This window comes from Acidovorax sp. GW823-FHT05D11 (assembly GCF_058795695.1).
The window spans coordinates 4,275,405-4,297,538 of record NZ_CM179502.1 but is presented as its reverse complement, the minus strand read 5'-3'; the positions used below and the strand labels follow the sequence as shown (position 1 = coordinate 4,297,538).

Below are 22,134 nucleotides of genomic sequence, written 5' to 3'. Positions count from 1 at the left end.
CGTCGATCAATCCAGGTCCACGGCGTAGATTCCGGACGAGACGAAGGTCTCTCCCACACGCTGGACAAACGCCTTCTTGACCATGATCTTCTGGGTGACCGGATTCAGGATGTGGTACGGCGCGGACCATCCAGAGCCCCTTTGCGTGGCCAGGTCGCGCGAGTTCCTGACGATCGCCACGCCATTCGCGTCGCGCATGTCGATGAGGACCTTTCCGACGTTGGCGGGATTGGCTCCGTGCGCGAGATTGCGGCCGTTGAAGTCGTAGACCGTGATGTACAGGTCCCGGTCCTTGAACGAGGTGCCGTGCGTGAATTCGCGGTAGGCCTTCTCGGCGCCGATGTCGCGGATCAGGTCCACGGCCCTTCGCACCTGCTCTTCGGCTTCGGACGGGCTCCCGTTGAGCGTGAACACGTTCACCGACCCGACGAGGCGCGCGGCCTGCGCCCGCAGTTGCTGCGAGGCGGAGGCGGTCTGCTCCACCAGGGCCGCGTTCTGTTGCGTGGCCTGGTCAATCAGCTCCACGGACTCGATGACCTTGCCCACGCTCTCGCGCTGCATCTGGCTGGAATGGGCGATCTCCGCCATGATCTGCGTCACCCGCTGGATGGCCTCGGTCATGCCGCCCAGCTGCTGGGCGGCCGTCTGCACCAGGGTCGCGCCGGTTTCGATGCGGGCGTTGCCGCGGGTCAGCAGCGCCTTGATGTCCTTGGCCGCGCTGGCGCTGCGCTGCGCCAGCGCGCGCACCTCGCTGGCGACCACGGCAAAGCCCCGGCCCTGCTCGCCGGGGCGTGCCGCCTCGACGGCCGCGTTCAGGGCGAGGATGTTGGTCTGGAACGCGATCCCGTCAATGAGCGCGATGATGTCGAAGGCCCGCGCGGAGTCCGACGCAATTTCCTGCATGGTCTGCTGCACGGACGCGAAGGCACGGTTGCCGTGGTCTCCCGCCATGGCGGTCTGCTGCGCGATGGCGTTGCCCGCATCCGCCTTCTGCCCCACCAGCAGGGCGCTGCTGGCGAACGCCTCCACCGCGTCCGTGGTGTCCTTCAGCGACAGCGCCTGGCGTTCCGTCCGTGCGGACAGATCGGTGTTCGCCTGGGATATCTCGTCGCTGGCCAGGGCCACCTCCTGCGCGCCCGCCCTGACCTTGGTGACGACCCTGGTCAGGGATTCCTGCATTTCGCGCATGGCTGCCATCAAGGGCGAGAACTCGTCGCGCTGCGCGTCGTGAATCAGGCTCGTCAGGTTGCCGATGCGCACATCGTCCGTGAATTTGCGGGCGACGGCGACGCGCGTGCGCAGCGCGCGGCCAATCCACCATGCCAGGGCCAGGCAGCCCCCCGCCACCACGGCGCTGGTCAGGGCCAGTATCCGCAGCGCGGCGGCTGCGCTTTCCACGACGGGATCGGCGTCTGGCAGCGCCGCGCCGAAATGCGAGATCGCCAGCAGGCAGCGCGCGACCTGCCAGGCCCCGAGGAAGAAGCACGCCACCAGCAGGAGCGCGAAGAGGAGCAGCTTCTGCGAAATGCGCAATGTCTGGACGAATCTCATGGGGTGGGGCGGTAAGCGGGGGAATGCAGGCCAGGGTGCGTCCCTAGCCCTTGACGGCGCCTGCCGTGAGCCCGGTGATGATCTGGCGTGCCGCCACGAAGGTGAAGATCAGCGGGGGAATGGCGATGAGGCTGCCCATGGCCATGACCCGCCCCCAGTCCACCCCCATGTCGGTGACGAAAAGCGAGGCCGCCACGGGCAGGGTGCGCGAGTGGCGATCGGTGAGCACCAGCGCCAGGATGAACTCGTTCCAGGCGATGCGGAAGGTGAAGATCGAGGCCGCGGCGAGCCCGGGCGCCATGAGCGGAAGCAGCACCTTGGTGAACACGCGCAGGGGGCCGCAGCCGTCGATAGCGGCTGCCTCTTCCAGCTCCACGGGGACCTGCAGCACGAAGCCATAGAGCAGCCAGATCGTGAATGGCAGGTTGACCGCCACGTACAGCAGGATCAGGCCCCACAGGCTGTTGACCAGGTGCCATTCGTTCCAGATCAGGAAGACCGGTATGGCCATGACGGCCAGCGGCACGGTGCGCAGCAGCAAGGTGGTGTAGGCCAGCGCGCGCCGGCCGGGGAAGCGGAACCGCGCGAGGCCGTAGGCCGCCATGCAGCCCAGCACCAGGGTGGCGGCCGTGGAAATGAGCCCGACAAAAAGGCTGTTGTATAGATACCGGTCGAACTTGTCTTCCTGCAGGACGGCCCGGTAGTTCTCCAGTGTGGGGGTGAAGATGAAGTTCAGCGGCTCGGCGAAGATGTCCACCTGCTGGCGCAGGCTGGTGGCGAAGATGACCGCGATGGGGGCGATGCACAGCACGGCCAGGCCGACCAGCATGGCGTAGTGCGCGGTGGCGAGCAGGGGAGAGCGTTTCATGGGCATCTCGCGTTCCCGGTTACTTCTCGTTGTCCAGAGGGTTCGAGATGCGCAGGGCGATCCATGACAGCACGGCCACCACCACGAGCAGCAGCACGGAGATGGCGGCGGCCACGCCCAGCTGCTGGCCCACGAAGGCCGTCTTGTAGATGTGCAGCGCGAGGATTTCGGTGGAGTCGCCCGGGCCGCCGAATGTCAGCACGTAGATCACTTCGAGAACCCGGAAGGCATCCACCAGCCGCATCATCAGCGTGATGGCGATCACGTGCGCGATCATGGGCAGCTTGACGAGGGTGGTCATCTGCCACCAGTTCGCCCCGTCGATCCGCGAGGCCTCGATGACCGCGCTGTCCACGTTCGCCAGGGCGGCCACCATCATGATGAAGACGAAGGGCGTCCACTGCCAGACGTCCGCGATCACGATGGCGGCGAACGCGAGCGTGGGATCCGCCAGCCAGGTCAGGGGCGCGATCCTGAGCAGGCCGAGCACGGCGTTGATGAGCCCGAACTGCGCGTCGAACATGTAGCGCCAGGCCAGACCCACGGCAATGGGCGCGATCATCATGGGCAGGATGAACAAGGTGCGAAAGACCGCCGTGCCCCGCACCGGCCGCTCCAGCGCCAGTGCCAGCGCGATGCCCAGCAGCATCTCGGCGGTGACGCAGACGCCGGCGAACAGCAGGGTTGTCCAGAGCGACGACCACACCCGGGGATTGCTGAACGCCGCGGCGAATGCATCCAGCCCCACCCAGCGGGCCGCGCTCCAGGGGGTGCCCATGCTCCAGTCGTAGAGCCCCAGCTGGAAGGCCGAGATGACCGGGTAGAGGCACGCTGCCGCCATGATCGCGGCGGCAGGCCCCACGTAGAGGAGCGGAACCCAGGAAGGGGTGCGCATGGCGGGCGCGCCTCAGACTTTGTACCCGGCTTCACGCATGATCTGCATGACCGGGGCCACCAGGTCATTGAGCGCTGCCTCGGCCGTCTTCTTGCCGGTCAGGGCCTCGGAGATGCCGACCCCGAGCGCCTGCACGTTGATCTTGTCCCACACCGCGATGATGGGCCGCCAGTCGGGGTTGGAGTACTTGAGCGCATCCTTGAAGGTGATGAACTCCGGGTACTGCCGCACGAGGTCGGTGTCGGCCAGCGTGGAGTTGCGGGTGGGCGCGCCGCCCGCCCGGGTGACGGCCTTGTCCTGGGCCTTGGAGGTGAGCCACTGCATGAGCAGGAAGCCCGCATCGGCGTTCTTCGCGTTCTTGGCGATGGCCAGGCCCAGCCCGCCGGACTGGGAGGCGCGGCGCGTTCCCATGGGGTGCAGGGCCCAGCTGACCTTGCCGGCGATGCGGGACTTGGCCGGGTCGTTCACCAGCCCGGCGAGGGAGGTGGAGTCCAGGTACATGGCGGCCTGGCCCTGCAGGAAGGCCGTGTTGCTTTCCCCCTGGCCATACCCCGCGATGCCCGCGGGGCCCGTGGCCACCACTTCCTGCAGGAACTTGAGCGCCTGCACGCCCGCCTTGTCATTGAAGCGCACGCGCCATTGATCGTCGAAGACGCTGCCGCCCAGCGGGTTCAGGTGCAGCAGCCAGGCGTGCACGGCCTGATGGCCCGCCTGGCCCCGGGACGCCAGCGCGCCGATACCCTCCTTGTCCTTGATCACGCGCAGCAACTGCGCGAACTCCGCATAGTTCTCGGGCACCTTGAGGCCGTGCTTGGCAAAGATGTCCTTGCGGTAGGCCAGCACCGAGGTTTCCGCGCCATAGGGCAGTCCGTAGAGCTTGGCGCCCGGCCCCGCCAGGTAACCCTTGGGGCCCCCCACGAGCCCCAGGTTTTCGAGATAGACCGGAATGATGTCCTTGATGTCGTAGGCGGGGTCCGCCAGGGCGGGGTTCTGCAGGAACGGGTCGAGCGGCCGGATGAGATTCTTGGCGACGTACTCGCCCTTCCACATCACGACGTAGCAGCCCAGGTCGTAGTCGCCCTGCGGCTTGGCCATCTCCAGCAGCTGCTTTTCCTTCATGCGCCCCATGGCCAGGCGGTCGGTTTCCACCTTGATCCCGGTTTCCCTGGTGAAATCCGGCAGGATCTTCATCATCGCGTCGTAGTGGGGATGGGCCGGCACGCTGAAGGTGACCGTCTGGCCCGCGTACCTGGAATAGCGGCTCTGCGCACGGATTCCGCTCAAGGGCAGGCTGGCACCGAACACCGTGGCACTGGTTTTCGTTACGAAATCGCGTCTTTTCATGGTCTTGTCTCCTGGGTGGGGGTGTCGCGGTGTGTCAGGGGCGCAGGGAGCGCCCCGAGGCGGTGTCGAAAACGTGCATGTCCTGCGGGTCGAAGCTCAGGTCGACCCGCTGGCGCAGCCGGTCCTGCGCGTTGCCCGGCAGCATGGCGGCCACGCGCTGGCCGGAGGGAGTGTTCATGTGTCCCACCACCTGGCTTTCGGTGCCGAGGTACTCCACGACGTCCACCTGCAGGCTGAGCAGGCTCACGCCCGCGTTGGAAGGGTGCAGCGCCTGGGGGCGCAGGCCCAGCGTGAGCGACTGGTCCGCCCGTGGGGCCTGTGCCACCAGCCAGTCCGGCGCGATCCACGCGAAGCCTTCTCCGCGAAGCAGCTTGAGGCCATGTTCCTGGCTGTAGCGGGCCCGGAAGAAATTCATGGTCGGCGTGCCGATGAACCCCGCCACGAACAGGCTGGCCGGGCGTGTGAAGACGTCGGAGGGGGTGCCGATCTGCTGGATCTCCCCCTTGTCGAAGATCACGATGCGCGAGGCGAGCGTCATCGCCTCGACCTGGTCGTGGGTCACATACACCGTGGTCTTTCCCAGGCGCTCGTGCAGGATGGCCAGTTCCGCCCGCATGTGACCGCGCAGCTTGGCATCCAGGTTGGACAGCGGTTCGTCGAACAGGAAAACCTTGGGTTCCCGCACGATGGCGCGCCCGATGGCCACGCGCTGGCGCTGGCCGCCAGACAGCTCCCTGGGCTTGCGTTCCAGCAGGTGTTCGATGCTCAGGATGCGGGCCGCGGACCTGACCTTCTCGAAGATCTCGGCGTAAGGCCGGCCGGACAGGCGCAGCGCAAAGGACATGTTCTCCGCCACGTTCATGTGGGGGTACAGCGCATAGTTCTGGAACACCATGGCGATGTCGCGGTCCATGGGCGCGGCATGGGTCACATCCCTGGCGCCGATCAGGATCTGCCCCTGCGTCACCTCCTCCAGTCCCGCGATCATCCGCAGCGTCGTGCTTTTCCCGCAGCCCGATTCGCCCAGCAGCACGACGAATTCGCCTTCGTGGATCGCCAGGTCCATCTGCTGGACGACGGTCACCTCGCCGAAACGCTTGACCACGTTGCGTAGCTCCAGTCCTGCCATGGGTGCTCCCGTCATCTATCGTTGTGGAGTGCGGCCGGGCGTGTGGCGCTGCCCGAATTTCCGCTGCCACTGGGCCGCCGTGTAGCGCCTGATGCCCCAGCCCACGGGCCGCTTGCGGCTGGCGGCCGTGCCGCTGCCGGGGCCCCAGATGGCCTGGTAGGTGTCGATGCACCGCCCCTGGCGCTGCAGGACCACGAATGCGCTCGCCAGCAGCAGCCACCACAGCGCGAGCGCCAGCCCCATCCAGCGGGGCGCGTCGGCCACCACCAGGCCCAGGACGATCGTGGCGATCGACAGAAGAATGGCGGCATAGCCTCCGGCCTTGTGCACGGATTCAAAGGCCACGCGCCCCGGGGTCATGTCGTAGTGGTCTCCGCGCAGCCGCACGTCGGTGGGGCCGCCCTTGCTGCCCCTGGCCCACGCCGATGCCAGCTGCATGAGCCCCAACCCCAGCACCCCCCACCCCAGAATGGCGTGCCATGCCGCGGCCTGGCTCACGCCGCGGGCGTTGCCCCAGGCCAGCCCGATGCCTGCCAGCATCAGCGCCATGCCGCCGTACTGCAGCACGCGGTGCGCGTGCCACCAGGTCTTGTTGTCGCGCACCGCCGGCCAGTCCTGGCCGGGCATGATCTTGAAGAAGCGCGCAACCAGCACACCCAGCGGCAGCAGGATGGCCCAGGCCAGAACCATGAGGCGGGCGTGCCAGAAAGCCCACGGCGCGATCTCGTGGTGCGCCGCTCCGCTGATGGGCGTCAGCAGCCACTGCATGAGGCCGTTCATGCACCGCCCCGTGCAGGAAAGCGGGACAGCACGCGCGAGACATCCGGCTCGCGCTGGGTCGCGATCCAGCGTTCGAACTGCAGCGTCTCCATGTTGAGGCAGCCCAGCAGGTCGTTGTCCTGGCTCACGAAGGCCAGCGGCCGCGACGGGTGGAAGCTCAGGGCGATGGCCCGCGCCTCCATCGGCACGTGGGCCAGCTCCCGCAGCGTGGCGGGGTCCACCACGGACAGGCTGCGTTCGCCGTAGTTGGTGACCACCAGCCTGCCGTCCCGGTACAGGTACAGGCGCGTGGGATCGTCGCGCGAGGGCGCCCGGTCCTTGACCTGCATGGTCGCGGTGTCGATCGCGCAAAGCGTGTTGCTCAAGCGGCAGCTCACGTACAGCGTCTTCTCGTCCCCGCTCAGCGCATAGCCTTCGGGTTTCTCGCCGGGAGCGCAGGCCACGGGAGCCACCGTGGCATCGTGGGGCCGGATCCTGGTCACGGTGTGCGACAGCAGGTTCATCGCATAGGCTGTCTGTCCGTCGCGGGTGAGCGCGAACAGGTGGCTCTTGATGCCCCCAGTGCTCACGGCCCTGCGCGGGGCCGTGTCCGTGGCGGGATGGTCCAGGACCACGAGTTGCGCTCGGTCTTCGCTGAGCGCGTACAGGCGATCCTGTGCGTCCATCTGCATGCCGTGCAGCCGGTTGAAGGGGGCGATGTCGATGCAGCGCACCAGCTTCCTGCGGGCGATGTCCACCTGAAGGATCTGTGTGCCCCCAGCGCCCGGATGGCCCGAGGTTTCCACGCCATAGTGGCCGATGTAGGCATAGGCCTGGTGCGAGTCGATCACGAACTCGTGCGGGAAGTCGGGCAGCGCAATGCTGGCCAGCCGTTCACCGCTGCCGATGTCGTAATAGCTCAGGCAGTGGCTGCACTTTTCCACCAGAAGCAGGACGTCGTCGGTCATGGCCGGGGGGCTCCGCGTGTGTTGAGAACGATGCTGTACAGCGAGGTGCTGGCGGCGATGAAGAGGGTGTCCCTGCGCGTTCCCCCGAAGGTCACGTTGCCCACCTTCTCGGGCACGGGAATCTTGCCCAGCAGCGTTCCGTCGGGGTGCAGCACCTGCACGCTGTCTTCGCTGCTGGTGTAGATCCGGCCGCGGTGGTCCACGCGGAAACCGTCCGGCACGCCCGGCGAGACCCGGGCGAACACGCGGGGGTCCTCCAGCGCATGTTCCCGCACGTCGAAGACCACGATGTGGTGGTGGCCCGTGCCGTCCGGGCGCAGCGCGGCCGAGGTGTCGCTCACGTACAGCAGGCTTTCGTCGGGAGAAAAAGCGAGGCCGTTGGGCTCCTGCAGGAACCCGGACGCCTTGTGCAGCTGTCCGTCCGACGGGTCGTAGCAGAACACGTAGTTGCCGCCCAGCTCGGGGGGCGCCTTGTGGCCTTCCCGGTCGCCGAGGATGCCGTAGGGCGGGTCGGTGAACCAGATGCAGCCGTTGCTCTGCACCACCACGTCGTTGGGGGAGTTGAGCCGCTTGCCGTGGAAGTGGCTGACCACCACCTCATCGGGCGTGTCCGCATGCAGGCGCCCCCCGACCTGGGGCGTGCGCACGATGGCGCGTTGCCCGTGGGAGCAATGCAGCAGGTTGCCCGCGCCATCGAGCGCGTGGCCGTTGGTGAAATCGACCTGGTCGCGCCAGACGCTCATGCCGTCGGCGGGGGACCAGCGCAGCATGCGATTGTTGGGAATGTCGCTCCACAGCACCGAATCGTCCTGGGGCAGCCAGACCGGCCCCTCGCTCCAGGCGGCCCCCGTGCACAGCCGCCGCAGCGCCGCGCCCTCGAAGACAGGGGCCAGGCGCGCATCCAGGATGTGGGGTGGTGGGGCGAGGAATTCGGTCACGGACATCCCTGGGCGTGGTGTGCCTTGGCCGTGGCGGACGGCACGTGGCAGTGGGTGCCCGCCGTGGGCGGGTTGGCTGTCGCCATCCCGGCCTGGCTGTGGCATTGGAAGCGCGCGGCGTGCGGGAGGCGGGGCCCGGCAAAGTTCGCGGGCAGGGCGGCGAAGGGCCTGTCCTGGGTGCCTTCATCCCGCTTGGCGCGGACCGCGCCGGCCACGGGGCGAAAGGCTTCCTCGCGGCGGATGCGCGGCGCGGCGGCGGTGGGGTGGGCGGAGCGGCGGTCATCGCTGGCCCACGCGGCAGCCCGGGGCCTGCGGGTGGTGAGGTGATCGCGGGGGCGCATGGCGGGCAGGGCTTTCAATGCGCCCAGCGCAGCACCAGTGGATCGAGCGGGCGTGCGATGGCCAGCAGCTGGCGGCGCACCTCCGGGTGCATGGGCGGCCAGGGCGCGCGCGGTGCGTCGCAGGCGATCACGCGGCCTTCCTTCATCAGCGTCTTGGCCGCCAGGAAGCCCGCCTGGCGGTTCTCGTGGTTGATCAGCGGCAGCCAGCGCTGGTATTCGGCGAAGGCCTGGTCCCTGTCGCCCTGGCGGTGGGCTTCGATGATGGGGCGTATGCCGTCCGCGAACCCGCCGCCCGTCATCGATCCGGTGGCCCCGGCTTCCAGGTCCGCCAGCAGGGTGATGGCCTCCTCCCCGTCCCAGGGGCCTTCGATGGCCTCGCCGCCCAGCGCGATGAGCTCGCGCAGCTTGCTCGCCGCCCCCGCGGTTTCCATCTTGAAGTAGCAGACCTGTTCGATCTCCTGCGCCATCCGGGCCAGGAAGGCCGCAGACAGCGGCGTGCCCGCGGCCGGTGCGTCCTGGACCATGACGGGGATGCCGACGGCGTCGGACACGCCCTGGAAGAAGCTCCGGATGCGTGCCTCGCTGAAGCGGAAGGTGGCGCCGTGGTAGGGCGGCATCACCATCACCATGGCCGCGCCCATGTCCTGTGCGCGGCGGCTGCGCGCGGCGCAGACGGCGGTGCTGGTGTGGGTGGTGGTGACGATGACGGGCACGCGGCCCGCCACATGCTCCAGTGCCGTGCGGGTGAGGGTTTCGCGTTCTTCGTCCGACAGCAGGAACTGCTCGGAGAAGTTGGCCAAGATGCACAGGCCGTCCACGCCCGAGTCGATCATGAAGTCCAGGCAGCGCTTCTGGCTGGCCAGGTCGAGCGTGCCGTCCTCGTGGAAGGTGGTGGGCACCACGGGGAAGATGCCACGGTAGCGGGGGGTGGAGCGTCCAGGCATGCCGCGGCCCTTATCCGACGATGTGGAACTGGTCGAGGTACTCGGTCTTGAGCGCGAGGCCCAGGCCCGGTGCGTCGTCCCTGAGCTGCAGGAAACCGTTCTCCGCCACGGGCTCGCCATCGAAGAGGTACCAGAACAGCTCGTTGCCGACCTCCACATCGAAGATGGGGAAGTACTCGGCCATGGGCGAGGCCAGCGTGCTCATGGTCAGGTGGTAGTTGTGCATCTGCCCCGCATGCGGCACCACCGGCACGCTGTGGGCCTCGCACAGGGCGTTGATCTTGTGGGCGGCGGTGATGCCGCCCACGCGGTTGGTGTCGTACTGCACGACGCTCACGGCCTTCTTGTCCAGCAGCTGCCTGAAGCCGTAGAGGCTGAACTCATGCTCTCCGCCCGAAATGGGGATGCTGCCCATGGCATTGAGTTCGGCATAGCCGTCGATGTCGTCGGCGATCACGGGCTCTTCCAGCCAGCGGGGCTCGAACTTCTCGAGCTTGGGCAGCATGCGCCTGGCGTATTCGAGGCTCCAGCCCATGTAGCACTCGAGCATCAGGTCGTTGTCGTAGCCGATGACCTCGCGCACGGCCTCGACGGACCTGAGGTTTTCCTGCACGCCCTGCTGCAGATGGGCGGGCCCGTAGCCGAAGCGCATCTTGAATGCGGTGAAGCCCTGGTCCAGGAACTTCTGCGCTTCGGCCTGCATGGCGTCCAGGTCGGTGCGGTAGAGCTTGGAGTAGTAGCAGGGGATCTTTTCCTTGGTGCGCCCGCCCAGCAGCTTGAACACCGGCTTGTTCACGCTCTTGCCCAGGATGTCCCAGATGGCCAGGTCCACGGCCGAGATGGCGGCCATGGTCACGCCCTTGCGGCCCCAGGCATGGGTGGCGCGGTACATGCGCTGCCACAGGTACTCGTAGTCCCAGGGGTCCTGTCCGATGACCAGCGGCGCGAGGTACTCGTCGATGATGGCCTTGGCGATGCGCGGCGCCAGCGCCACGTTGCCCAGGCCCACGATGCCGTCATCGGTCTCCATCTCCACCACGGTCCAAGAGTGGAAGCGGAAGGTGCTCATGGTCTCGGTCCTGGAGTAGACGAGGTCCATGGCGTTGGCGCAGAAGTTGTCTTGGGGCGCGATGGTCTTGCCCTTCCATTCGTAGACGCGCGCGCGGACGGATTTGATTTTCATGGCGATTTCTTTTTTCTGTCATTCACCGGCCAGCGGGTCGCCCTGGCGGGCGCGCAGCTGGTTCGAGCCCATGCGTGCGGCGATCCGGAATGCGTTGTGCGTGGCATTGACATCGGCCACGCCCCTGCCCGCGATGTCGAAGGCCGTGCCATGGGCGGGCGTGGTGATGGGGATGGGAAGCCCGCCCTGGACGGTGACCCCCCGGCTGAATCCCAGCAGCTTGATCGCGATCTGGCCCTGGTCGTGGTACATGGTCACCACCGCCTGGTAGTGGCCGTCGCGCGCTTTCAGGAACACCGTGTCCGCGGGGAAGGGGCCTTCCACCGGCACTCCGGCTTCCTGGAGCGTCCTGACGGCCGGCGCGATGATGTCGATCTCCTCGCGTCCGCACATGCCGCCGTCCCCCGCGTGCGGATTGAAAGCCGCCACGGCCACCCTGGGATCGGGGAACCCGCTGTCCTGCAGCGACTGGTGGATGAGCCTGGCGGCGGCCACGATGCGTTCCTGGCTCAGTGCCCGCGCGGCATCCTTGAGGGGAATGTGCGAGGACACCCGCGATGTCCACAGGCGGCCCAGGGTGTTGAACTCGCAGAAGTAGCCCTGCACTCCCAGGTACGCGGCGAAATGGTGCAGTTCGTCCTCGTGGCGGAGCCCGCCCAGCTTCATGGCGTGTTTGTTCAGGGGGGCGAAGCAGATGGCGTCCACATGGGCGGCCTGGGCCGCATCCATGCAGAGGTTCAGCACCTGAAGGACGGAGGCCCCGCATTCCGCCGCCACGTGGCCGCAGCGGACCTTGCCGGCATCGATGGACGCCACCGGCACAAAGGCAGGCCGGTCCTGGTGGGGGCGGTGGCGCACTTCGGCCAGCGTCGCGACGGGGTGTGTCGGCACGGCGACGCCAGCGGTCTGCTGGCCGGCATTCCACACCCAGATGTCGCCCACCACGACCACGTTGGCCTCCTCGTGGACGTCAGGCCGGCTGAGCAACTTCGCGATGAGCTCAGGACCGATGCCCGCGGGGTCGCCCAGGGTCAGGGCCACGACCGGTTTTGCGGCGTTTGTCATGGATGGGATTCGGTTTTGGGTGGTGTCGCCTGCTGCATGTGGGCCGATTATTGGGAGGCGGATAGTTAACGTAAATTCAAAAATTGAACATAACTAATAATCACTGGTTATGATTTGACGCTGGGTTTTCCCGTAAGCCAGAGGCGGTTCCTCCATGCACAAAACAAGTCCTTTTGTCGTCTCGCAACTGCTCAACCGGCTGCGCATGCGGCAGGTCGCCCTCATGCTGGCTTTTGCCGAACATGGCACCTTGCGGGGGGCGGCGGTCGAGCTGGGAATGAGCCAGCCCGCCGCCACGAAGATGATTCAGGAGCTGGAGTCGGCGCTCGGGCAGCGCCTGTTCGAACGCGAGGGGCGGGGGCAGCGGATGACACCGGCCGGCGAGCGCGTGCTGGGGTACTTCCAGGGCATGCGCGGCTCGATGGAGTCCATGGCCCGCGAACTCGATGAACTGAAACTGGGAAGCGCGGGGCGCCTGGCGGTGGGCTGCATCATGGCGCCGCTGCCCACCTTGCTGAACCAGGCCATCATCGCGTTCAACAAGACCTATCCGCTGACCACCATCCAGGTGACGCTGGACACCAGCGACAGGCTGGTCGAACTGCTCAAGGACGGCCTGATCGACATCGCCATCGGGCGCGTGCGGCCGGAGCACAAGGCCCTGTTCGGCTTTCAGCCGCTGGCCAACGAGTCGCTGGCCGTGGTGGTGGGAGTGGGGCACCCGCTGTCCAAGAAAAGGCAGGTTCCCTTCTCCAGCTTGCTGGACTACCCCTGGATACTGCAGCCCTCCGGCAGCCCCATGCGCGAGGTGCTGGACCAGGAGTTCCGCTCGCTCCACGCGCCGCCGCCCCGTGGCCTGATCGAGACGGCCTCCATCCTGACCACCATGCAGCTGATCGCGGATACCACCATGGTGGCCGTGATTCCGCTGTCGATCGCCACGATCTATGCGCGGCACCATCTGCTCAAGATCCTGCCCTGCCACATCAAGCACAAGATGGGCGAGTTCGGCGCCATCACGCGCAGGGACCGCCCCCTGCCCCAGGCCGCGCGCTACTTCCTGTCGGCGCTGCATCGCAGCCGCCCGCCGCCGCCGCAGGCGTAGCGGCCGCGCACGGGACGGCCCGGGCTCATTTGTTTTTGTGATCGTCCCATGTGCGTAAGCAATTTGACGCCCCCGCGGGCCTCGTCGACACTGCGCTCGCCAGCCTGCGGTATGCAGGCGGCTTCATAACCACCGCTGCGCGCCCCCACGATCCCGATCCATGAATCCTGCACCCGAAGCCCCCACCGTGGCCGCCGTGTCCGTCAACGACATGCGCGAGCGCATCCGCCGCAAGAGCCGCCTGAAAGGCCGCCAGCCCGAGGATGCCGCGCTGGCCGAGGTGGCGCAGCTGCTGGGGCCGCGCCCGGCCGATGGTTTTCGGCGCGATCTGCTCATCGAATACCTGCACCGGCTGAACGACCACTTTGGCGTGCTGCACGACCGCCACCTGGTGGCGCTGGCCAAGCAGCTCAACCGCCCCATGGCCGAGGTGTATGAAGTGGCCAGCTTCTACCACCACTTCGACATCGTGCGCGGCGAGGATGCCCAGGCCCCGCGCCTGGTGCTGCGGGTGTGCGACAGCCTGAGCTGCAGCCTGGCCGGCGCACATGAACTGCTGGCCGAGCTGCCCGGGCGCCTGCGCGCGATGAACCTTGGTGCAGGGCAGGGCGATGTGCAGGTGGTGGCCGTGCCCTGCGTGGGCCGCTGCGAGCAGGCGCCCGTGGCCGTGGTGCACCAGTGCCCGGTGCCACACGCCACGGTGGATGCCGTGCTGGGCACCATCATTTCGAAGCCAAATCGGGCCCTGGCGCTTCATCCACAAGCGCTGGCAGCTATCAATTTTGATATTGCCGCGCTGGCCGAACACAGCGTGCCTGCGCAGCCAGACCCGGTCAGTCCCGCCCACACCGACCTCGCCACCTACCGCGCGCACGGCGGCTACCAGACGGCCGCCGCGCTGGTCAACGGCGAAATGGATGCCGAGGCAGTGCTCTCGGCCATGGAGAACTCGGGCCTGCGCGGCCTGGGCGGCGCAGGCTTTCCGGCGGGACGCAAATGGCGCATCGTGCGCGACCAGCCCGCGCCACGGCTGATGGCCGTCAACATCGACGAGGGCGAGCCCGGCACCTTCAAGGACCGCACCTACCTCGAACGCGACCCGCACCGGTTTCTGGAAGGCGTTCTCATCGCCGCCCAGGTAGTGGGCACCGAAGCCATCTACATCTACCTGCGCGACGAGTACCACGGCTGCCGCGCGCTGCTGCAGGCGGCGCTGCGGGATCTGCGCGCCGAACCGCCATGCCCCTTGCCGCACATCGAGCTGCGGCGCGGCGCGGGCGCCTACATCTGCGGCGAAGAGTCGGCCATGATCGAGAGCATCGAAGGCAAACGTGGCGAGCCCCGCATGCGCCCGCCCTACATCGCGCAGGTGGGCCTGTTCGGCCGGCCCACGCTGGAGCACAACTTCGAGACGCTGTACTGGGTGCGCGACATCATCGAGCGCGGGCCCGAGTGGTTTGCCAGCTTTGGCCGCCACGGGCGCAAGGGGCTGCGCAGTTTCAGCGTGAGCGGACGCGTGAAGTATCCCGGCGTCAAGCTCGCGCCTGCGGGCATCACGGTGCAGGAACTCATCGACGAATACTGCGGCGGCATGCCCGACGGCCACCAGCTGTATGCCTACCTGCCCGGCGGCGCGTCGGGCGGCATCCTTCCCGCCAGCCTGAGCAACATCCCGCTCGACTTCGACACGCTGCAGCCCCACGGCTGCTTCATCGGCTCGGCCGCCGTCATCGTGCTCAGCCAGCACGACCGGGCCCGCGATGCGGCGCTGAACGTGATGCGCTTCTTCGAGCACGAAAGCTGCGGCCAGTGCACGCCCTGCCGGGTGGGCACGGCCAAGGCTGCGGCGTTGATGCGCGCCCCGCAGTGGGATGAAGAACTGCTCGACGACCTGGCCCAGGTGATGGGCGATGCATCGATCTGCGGCCTGGGCCAGGCGGCGCCCAACCCCATCCGCTGCATCCACAAATATTTTGCCCACGAGGTGGGCGAGGCGCCCTGGCCAGGCGACCTGCCCAGGCCGCGCAACAGCCCGCTCGCCGAGCAACTGCCCGGAGGACTACAGCCATGAGCGCCGTGTTGACATCCACGGCGGCGCGGCCTGGCGTGGCCTTCGAGTTGGACGGCCAGCCCGTCACCGCCCACGCCGGTGAAACCATCCTCAAAGCCGCGCAGCGCCATGGCGTGGACATTCCCCACCTCTGCTACACCGACGGCCTGCGCCCCGATGGCAATTGCCGCGCCTGCGTGGTCGAGATCGCCGGCGAGCGCACGCTCGCCCCCAGCTGCTGCCGCGCGCCGACCGAGGGCATGAAGGTGTCGGCCGCCAGCCCGCGCGCCCGCAAGAGCCAGCAGATGGTGGTGGAGATGCTGCTGTCGGACATGCCCGATGTGGGCTATCGCTGGAACGACGACCAATCAAATACTCCTGAATTGATAGCTGGTGGCGCTTATCCATCAATCGCTAGCGGCAAATTTGATTCAAATATTTCAGAAACGATAGGCCAGCACGGCGAACTGAGCGAGTGGGCCGACCGCCTGGGCGTGGCCGTGCGCCCGGCCCTCAAGGCCCTGCGCCGCGAGCAGCCCGCGCCCGACCTGAGCCACCCGGCCATGGCGGTGAACCTGGACGCCTGCATCCAGTGCAACCGCTGCGTGCGCGCCTGCCGCGAGGAACAGGTCAACGATGTGATCGGCTACGCGCTGCGCGGCGCGCAGAGCAAGATCGTCTTCGACCTCGACGACCCCATGGCCGAGAGCACCTGCGTGGCCTGCGGCGAATGCGTGCAGGCCTGCCCCACGGGCGCGCTCAGTCCCAAGACGCACATCGGCCCGCAGGCGGTGGACCGCAAGGTCGATTCGGTCTGCCCGTTCTGCGGCGTGGGCTGCCTCATCACCTACAACGTGCGCGATGAAAAAATCATCAGCGTCGAGGGCCGCGACGGCCCGGCCAACCACGGCCGCCTGTGTGTGAAAGGGCGCTTTGGTTTCGACTACGCCCACCACCCCGACCGCCTGACGGTGCCGCTGATCCGCAAGAGCGGCGTGCCCAAGGAGGTGCGGCCCTACGGCGCCGACTGGCGCGATACCTTCCGCGAAGCGACCTGGGACGAGGCGCTCGGCCTGGCCGCCGGCACGCTCAGGTCGCTGCGCGACACGCACGGCCCCAAGGCGCTCGCAGGCTTTGGATCGGCCAAGGGCAGCAACGAAGAGGCCTACCTGTTCCAGAAGCTGGTGCGCACCGGCTTTGGCAGCAACAACGTGGACCACTGCACGCGGCTGTGCCACGCCTCCAGCGTGGCCGCGTTGCTCGAAGGTGTGGGCTCGGGCGCGGTGAGCAACCCGGTGAACGACGTGGAGCATGCCGGGCTGATCTTCGTGATCGGCTCCAACCCCACGGCCAACCACCCCGTGGCCGCCACGTGGATGAAGAACGCCGCGCAGCGTGGCGCGAAGATCGTGCTGGCCGATCCGCGCATCACCGACATCGGCCGCCATGCCTGGCGCACACTGCAGTTCAAGGCCGACACCGACGTGGCCATGCTCAACGCGCTGATCCACACGGTGATCGACGAAGGCCTGGTGGATGAAGCCTTCATCCGCGACCGCGCCAACAACTTCGAGGCCTTGAAGGCCAACGTGATGGGCTGCAGCCCCGAGGCCATGGCCCCGGTGTGCGGAATCCCGGCCGAGACGCTGCGCGAGGTGGCGCGGGCGTTTGCAAAAAGCAAAGCCTCGATGATTCTGTGGGGCATGGGCGTAAGCCAGCACGTGCACGGCACCGACAACGCGCGCTGTCTGATCGCGCTGTGCGCCGTCACCGGCCAGATCGGCAAGCCCGGCTCCGGCCTGCACCCGCTGCGCGGCCAGAACAACGTGCAGGGCGCGAGCGACGCGGGGCTGATCCCCATGATGTTCCCCAATTACCAGCGGGTGGACAACGCGGAGGCGCATGCCTGGTTCGAGGACTTCTGGGGCGCCCGGCTCGATGAGGCGCCGGGCTACACCGTGGTCGAGATCATGCACAAGGCCCTGGCCGACGACAGCGACCCGCACAAGGTGCGCGGCATGTACATCATGGGCGAAAACCCCGCCATGAGCGACCCCGACCTGAACCACGCGCGCCACGCGCTGGCCAGCCTGCAGCACCTGGTGGTGCAGGACATCTTCCTGACCGAAACCGCCTGGCTGGCCGACGTGGTGCTGCCCGCCAGCGCCTGGCCCGAAAAGACCGGCACCGCCAGCAACACCGACCGCATGGTGCAGATGGGCCGCCGCGCCCTGAACCCGCCCGGCGAAGCGCAGCCGGACCTGTGGATCATCCAGCAGATCGCCGCGCGCATGGGGCTTGGCTGGAACTACGAAGGCGAAGAGTCCGGCGTGGCCGCTGTCTACGACGAAATGCGCCAGGCCATGCACGCCAGCATCGAGGGCATCACCTGGGACCGCCTCGCGCGCGACTCCAGCGTGACCTACCCCTGCCTCACGGAGGGCGACCCGGGCCAGCCCATCGTCTTCACCGAAACATTCCCCACGCCCACGGGCCGCCTGCAGCTGGTGCCCGCCAGCGTGATCCCGGCGGCCGAAAAGCCCGATGCCGACTACCCCCTGGTGCTCATCACCGGCCGCCAGCTGGAGCACTGGCACACGGGCAGCATGACCCGGCGCAGCACGGTGCTCGACGCCATCGAGCCCATGGCCACCGCATCGCTGCATGGCGACGAACTGGCGCGGCTGGGCGTGGCGCCCGGGGCGCTGGTGGGCATCCGCTCGCGGCGCGGCATGGTGCAGGTGCGCGTGCGGCGGGACGACGGCACGCCGCGCGGCACCGTGTTCATGCCGTTTGCGTATGTGGAGGCGGCGGCCAACCTGCTCACCAACGCGGCGCTGGACCCGTTCGGCAAGATCCCCGAGTTCAAGTACTGCGCGGTGGCCGTCGAGCGGCTGGAGGTGGCGCAGGCCAATGCGCCGCACTGAGAACCCGCAAAGCCGCCTGGTTTTGCCTGAGCGCCGGCTGAGGGCGGAGTACAGTCAACGCCCATGACCGAACGCCCCCACACCGACGTTGCCGTGATCATGCGCTGCGAGCGCATCGACAACCGCTGGCAGCCCTGGCGCTGGTCGCTGGCCGAGGTGGTGATCAACGAGCCCACCTTCGGCACCGCGCCGCGCCGCCTGCTCAGCGACGAGCGCGAGCAGCGCTGGCTGTTCCCCGGCTTCGTGGTGGAGCTGTTCCGCGACGATGCCGAGGGGTACCACCTCAACCTCACCTCGCCGGCCCCGTGCTGGTTCGTGCTGTGGCGCCGCGATGAGGACACCGGCACGGGCGAGATCCCGCTGGCGCGCCCCGTGGCCGTGAGCCTGAGCTACCACGACGCCGGCCGCTGGCTGGACGCGCAGGAAACCGTGGAGCAGGTGCCCGCCCCGCCCGAGGTGCTGGAGGTGCTGCGCGCCTTCGTGGCCGAGCACTACCAGCCCGAGCCCAAGCGCAGGAAGCGCCCCGACAGCTTCCGCCCGCTGCAGGACCGTTTTGGCAACCCTGCGGCCGTTTCCACCGAGAAACAGCGCGGCGGCGGCGGGCGTGGTGGTGGTGGCGTCGTGGAGCAGGGAAGGGCAGACCGTGGCTGACGGATTCCTCGGGCGCTGGTCGCGCCGCAAGCAGGAGGTGCGCGAGGGCAAGCCGGTGGCAGACCCACCGCCCGCCGCCGCACTGCCCCCCGTGCCGGCGCAGGGCTTGCCCGTCACGGCAGCGGCGACGGGGCAGGCCGCCCATCCCCCAGCGGCGGACAACCCGCCGCCCGTCGACCCGGCGCCACCGCCGCCCACGCTGGCCGATGCCCAAGCGCTCACGCCCGCGTCCGACTTCAAGCCCTTCGTGCAGCGCGCGGTCTCGCCCGAGGTGCGCAACCTGGCGATGAAGAAGCTGTTCGCCGACCCGCACTTCAACGTGATGGACGGCCTGGACATCTACATCGGCGACTACACGCAGCCCGATCCCTTGCCCGAGGGCATGCTGCGCAAAATGGCCAGCGCCCATGCCATGGGCTTCTTCGACCATGAAAAGCCCTCCCCGGACGCGGAGGGCGCTGCGGCAAAGCCCCCGGGTCCCGCTCAGCATCGGGATGATGCGGAGGCGCAAGAGGCCGCGGGCGTGGCACAGTCGGGGGTATGCACCGCTGTTCCTAGCGAGTCCTCCAGCGAGCCCGGCGCGCCCGCGCTGTCCCCCACCGGGACAGCCGACGCGCCAGCCAGCCAACCCGACCATGACCACGACGCTCATCTGCGACTGCAACCAGACGATGCCCCTCGACGCGAAGGCGTTGGGCGCGGCACTGCATGACGACCAGGGCCTGACCCTTCACTCCACGCTGTGCCGGCGCGAAGCCGGCGCTTTCCAGCAGGCCATCAAGACCGGCCAGGACGTGGTGGTGGCCTGCACGCAGGAGCAGCGCCTGTTCGCCGAGCTGGGCCAGCAGACCGAGGGCGCCATCTCCCCCCTCCGCTTCGTCAACATCCGCGAGACCGGCGGCTGGAGCCGCGATGCGAGCCAGGCCACCCCCAAGATCGCGGCGCTGCTGGCCGCCGCGCAGTTGCCCGAGCCCGCACCCGTGCCCACGGTCACGTTCAGGAGCGCAGGGCGCCTTCTGATCATCGGGCCGCTGGATGCGGCCGAGCGTGCGGCGGCCATGGTGTCCGACGTGCTGGAGGTGACGGTGTTCACCCAGGGCCCGGGCGCTGCGGGCGGCGCGCAGGCGCGGCGCTTTCCCGTGCTGGGCGGGCGCATCACAGGCCTCACGGGCTGGCTGGGCGCGTTCGATCTGCAATGGACGGCCGACAACCCCATCGACCTGGACCTGTGCACCCGCTGCAATGCCTGCGTGGCCGCGTGCCCCGAAAACGCCATCGGGCTGGACTACCAGATCGACCTGTCGGCCTGCCAGTCGCACCGCACTTGTGTGAAGGTCTGCCAGGTGGCGGGTGCCATCGACTTCACCCGCGAAGCCGCGCCGCACACCGAGCGCTTCGACATGGTGCTCGACCTGCGCGCCGCCACGGCCACGCCCACCTTCGTGCAGCACGCGCTGCCGCAGGGGTACTTCCGCTGGGACGGCCGCGACATCGCCACGCTGCTGCGCCTGCGCGAACTGGTGGGCGAGTTCGAGAAACCCAAGTTCTTTGCCTACAAGCAAAAGCTGTGCGCCCACAGCCGCAATGAAACCGTGGGCTGCAATGCCTGCGTGGACATCTGCTCGGCCGAGGCCATTGCCAGCGACAAGAGCCGCCAACAAATCAAGGTGAACCCGCATTTGTGCGTGGGCTGCGGTGCCTGCACCACGGTGTGCCCCACGGGGGCGCTGACCTATGCCTACCCCAGCGCCACGGACCAGGGCACGAAGCTCAAGACGCTGCTGTCCGCCTATGCCGCAGCCGGCGGCAAGGACGCGGTGGTGCTGCTGCACAGCCAGGAGCGCGGGCAGGCGCTGGTGGAGGAATTGGGCCGCGCGGCGCAACTGAAGGTGGCGCACGGAGTGCCGGCGCGGGTGATTCCGGTGGCGGTGTGGCACACGGCCAGCCTGGGCGTGGACCTGTGGCTGAGCGCCGTGGCCTACGGCGCATCGCAGGTCGCGGTGCTGGTGACCGATGAAGAAGCGCCGCAGTACCTCGAAGGCCTGCAGGCGCAGATGGATGTGGCGCAGGCCATCCTGCGCGGGCTGGGCTACACGGGCAGCCACCTGCAGTTGGTCAAAGCGGTGCATCCCACGGCGCTCGATGCCGCGCTGCAGGCGCTGGGGCAGACCCGCCAGGCCACGCCCGCCGTGGCCGCGCGCTTCGCCGTGGCGCAGGAAAAGCGCAGCACGCTGGAGATGGCGCTGGACCATCTCATCGAACACGCGCCAGCCCCGGCGGCGGTGCGGTCCGACGCCATTGCGCTGCCGGCCGCGGGCTCCCCGCTGGGCAGCATCACCGTGGACAAGGACCGCTGCACGCTGTGCCTGAGCTGCGTGAGCGCGTGCCCCGCCAGCGCCCTGCAGGACAACCCGCAACTGCCCCAGTTGCGCTTCATCGAGAAGAACTGCGTGCAGTGCGGCCTGTGCGCCACCACCTGTCCCGAAGACGCGATCACCCTGCAGCCGCGCCTGCTGCTCACGCCCGAGCGCGCGCAGCTGCGCGTGCTCAACGAAGCCAAGCCCTGGGCCTGTGTGCGCTGCAGCAAGCCGTTCGGCACGGTCAAGGCCATCGAGGCCATGCTGGGCAAGCTCTCGGGCCACCCCATGTTCCAGGGCGAGGCGCTGGAGCGCCTGAAGATGTGCAGCGACTGCCGCGTGATCGACCTGTATTCCTCCCAAAGCGAAGCGAAAGTGACGGACCTGTGAGCGCCCAACCTTCAATGACCATCCCCGGCAGCGCGGCGCTGGACGAAGAAACCGCGCGCGCCGAGCTCTATGGCCTGCTGTCGCAGCTGTACTACGCGGCGCCCGGCCCCGAACTGCTGTCCGCCCTGCGCGTGGCGGTGACGGAGGCGCCCACCGCTGGCGGCTTTCTGCAGGAGCCCTGGCAGCAACTGGTGGGCGCGGCGCGCGCGCTGGACGATGCGGCCGTGGCGCTGGAGTTCGACCGCCTGTTCGGCGGCGTGGGCAAGCCCGAGGTCTACCTGTACGCATCGCACTACCTGAGCGGCTTCCTGAACGAAAAGCCCCTGGCCCGCCTGCGCACCGACCTGGCCCGCCTGGGTTTGGCGCGTGATGAGGCGGCCATGCCCGAGACCGAAGACCACATCGCCTACCTGTGCGAGGTGATGCGCTACCTGATTGCCGGTGACGACGTGGCCGTGTGCAACCTGGCGTCCCAGCGCGACTTTTTTGCAACGCACCTGCAGCCCTGGACCGGGGCGCTGTGCGATGCGCTGGCGGCCCACCCCCAGACCCGCCTGTATGCGGCGCTGGCCGCATTCACGCGGGCTTTCGTGGCCGTGGAGGCGCAGGGCTTCGACATGCTCGATTGAGCGGGGCGCGCTCGCGGCGTCTGGCCGGGCCGCTATAAAA

Annotated in this window: 19 protein-coding genes and 1 pseudogene; 7 read left to right on the top strand and 13 right to left on the bottom strand. The window is 68.2% G+C overall.

All coding sequences use genetic code 11. From position 1 onward, the window contains the following. Positions 1 to 6: 6 nt before the first annotated feature. The 13 genes and pseudogenes from AC3RCE_RS19760 to AC3RCE_RS19700 all read right to left on the bottom strand — a co-directional run bounded on the left by AC3RCE_RS19760 (position 7) and on the right by AC3RCE_RS19700 (position 11,985). Positions 7 to 561, bottom strand: coding sequence for a cache domain-containing protein (locus AC3RCE_RS19760; protein ID WP_370627781.1), 555 nt, complete (start codon positions 559 to 561; stop codon positions 7 to 9). Between the two features lie 3 nt (positions 562 to 564). Further along, a pseudogene (locus AC3RCE_RS19755) lies at positions 565 to 951 on the bottom strand (methyl-accepting chemotaxis protein); the annotation flags it as partial. A gap of 643 nt (positions 952 to 1,594) precedes the next feature. Further along, the gene (locus tag AC3RCE_RS19750; RefSeq protein WP_218295878.1) at positions 1,595 to 2,419 is read right to left on the bottom strand and encodes a carbohydrate ABC transporter permease; all 825 of its coding nucleotides are present in this window, start codon (positions 2,417 to 2,419) and stop codon (positions 1,595 to 1,597) included. A 19-nt stretch (positions 2,420 to 2,438) separates the two neighbouring features. Beyond that, positions 2,439 to 3,314 (bottom strand): carbohydrate ABC transporter permease, encoded by an 876-nt coding sequence (locus AC3RCE_RS19745; RefSeq protein WP_218339537.1) that lies wholly within the window; start codon positions 3,312 to 3,314, stop codon positions 2,439 to 2,441. A gap of 12 nt (positions 3,315 to 3,326) precedes the next feature. After that, the gene (locus tag AC3RCE_RS19740; RefSeq protein ID WP_492244475.1) at positions 3,327 to 4,658 is read right to left on the bottom strand and encodes an ABC transporter substrate-binding protein; all 1,332 of its coding nucleotides are present in this window, start codon (positions 4,656 to 4,658) and stop codon (positions 3,327 to 3,329) included. Positions 4,659 to 4,692: 34 nt separating this feature from the next. Beyond that, entirely contained in the window at positions 4,693 to 5,787 is a 1,095-nt protein-coding gene (locus AC3RCE_RS19735) for an ABC transporter ATP-binding protein (RefSeq protein ID WP_492253756.1), read from the bottom strand. 15 nt (positions 5,788 to 5,802) lie between these two features. Then, positions 5,803 to 6,567 carry a cytochrome b561 domain-containing protein gene (locus tag AC3RCE_RS19730; protein WP_218295874.1) on the bottom strand — a complete coding sequence of 255 codons (765 nt, stop codon included), beginning with the start codon at positions 6,565 to 6,567 and terminating at the stop codon, positions 5,803 to 5,805. Then, entirely contained in the window at positions 6,564 to 7,514 is a 951-nt protein-coding gene (locus AC3RCE_RS19725) for a YncE family protein (protein WP_492253755.1), read from the bottom strand. Before AC3RCE_RS19725 ends, AC3RCE_RS19730 begins: the two co-directional genes overlap by 4 nt. Next, entirely contained in the window at positions 7,511 to 8,458 is a 948-nt protein-coding gene (locus AC3RCE_RS19720) for an SMP-30/gluconolactonase/LRE family protein (RefSeq protein WP_492253754.1), read from the bottom strand. The genes AC3RCE_RS19725 and AC3RCE_RS19720 overlap by 4 nt, the downstream gene beginning before the upstream one ends. Beyond that, a complete protein-coding gene (locus AC3RCE_RS19715) occupies positions 8,449 to 8,793 on the bottom strand; it encodes a hypothetical protein (RefSeq protein WP_492244478.1) in 345 nt (114 codons plus the stop codon). Before AC3RCE_RS19715 ends, AC3RCE_RS19720 begins: the two co-directional genes overlap by 10 nt. Before the next feature lie 14 nt (positions 8,794 to 8,807). Further along, complete coding sequence (locus AC3RCE_RS19710; protein WP_218339532.1) at positions 8,808 to 9,737, bottom strand: dihydrodipicolinate synthase family protein; 930 nt, start codon at positions 9,735 to 9,737, stop codon at positions 8,808 to 8,810. A gap of 10 nt (positions 9,738 to 9,747) precedes the next feature. Further along, a complete protein-coding gene (locus tag AC3RCE_RS19705; protein ID WP_218295869.1) occupies positions 9,748 to 10,920 on the bottom strand; it encodes an L-rhamnonate dehydratase in 1,173 nt (390 codons plus the stop codon). 18 nt (positions 10,921 to 10,938) lie between these two features. Beyond that, positions 10,939 to 11,985, bottom strand: coding sequence for a 4-hydroxythreonine-4-phosphate dehydrogenase PdxA (locus tag AC3RCE_RS19700; RefSeq protein ID WP_492253753.1), 1,047 nt, complete (start codon positions 11,983 to 11,985; stop codon positions 10,939 to 10,941). A 154-nt stretch (positions 11,986 to 12,139) separates the two neighbouring features. Between AC3RCE_RS19700 and AC3RCE_RS19695 the strand changes: the two genes are divergently transcribed. From AC3RCE_RS19695 to AC3RCE_RS19665, 7 genes are all read left to right on the top strand, one after another. After that, a complete protein-coding gene (locus AC3RCE_RS19695; protein ID WP_218295868.1) occupies positions 12,140 to 13,090 on the top strand; it encodes a LysR family transcriptional regulator in 951 nt (316 codons plus the stop codon). A gap of 160 nt (positions 13,091 to 13,250) precedes the next feature. Further along, a complete protein-coding gene (locus AC3RCE_RS19690; RefSeq protein WP_492253752.1) occupies positions 13,251 to 15,161 on the top strand; it encodes an NADH-ubiquinone oxidoreductase-F iron-sulfur binding region domain-containing protein in 1,911 nt (636 codons plus the stop codon). Then, positions 15,158 to 18,067 (top strand): formate dehydrogenase subunit alpha, encoded by a 2,910-nt coding sequence (gene fdhF, locus AC3RCE_RS19685; RefSeq protein WP_492253751.1) that lies wholly within the window; start codon positions 15,158 to 15,160, stop codon positions 18,065 to 18,067. Before AC3RCE_RS19690 ends, fdhF begins: the two co-directional genes overlap by 4 nt. Before the next feature lie 63 nt (positions 18,068 to 18,130). Then, positions 18,131 to 18,718, top strand: coding sequence for a DUF3305 domain-containing protein (locus AC3RCE_RS19680; RefSeq protein WP_218339528.1), 588 nt, complete (start codon positions 18,131 to 18,133; stop codon positions 18,716 to 18,718). Continuing rightward, the gene (locus tag AC3RCE_RS19675) at positions 18,711 to 19,430 is read left to right on the top strand and encodes a DUF3306 domain-containing protein (protein ID WP_218339527.1); all 720 of its coding nucleotides are present in this window, start codon (positions 18,711 to 18,713) and stop codon (positions 19,428 to 19,430) included. Before AC3RCE_RS19680 ends, AC3RCE_RS19675 begins: the two co-directional genes overlap by 8 nt. Beyond that, the gene (locus AC3RCE_RS19670; protein WP_492255414.1) at positions 19,390 to 21,465 is read left to right on the top strand and encodes a 4Fe-4S binding protein; all 2,076 of its coding nucleotides are present in this window, start codon (positions 19,390 to 19,392) and stop codon (positions 21,463 to 21,465) included. The genes AC3RCE_RS19675 and AC3RCE_RS19670 overlap by 41 nt, the downstream gene beginning before the upstream one ends. A 14-nt stretch (positions 21,466 to 21,479) precedes the next feature. Beyond that, positions 21,480 to 22,094 carry a TorD/DmsD family molecular chaperone gene (locus tag AC3RCE_RS19665; protein WP_492253750.1) on the top strand — a complete coding sequence of 205 codons (615 nt, stop codon included), beginning with the start codon at positions 21,480 to 21,482 and terminating at the stop codon, positions 22,092 to 22,094. Positions 22,095 to 22,134 lie beyond the last annotated feature (40 nt).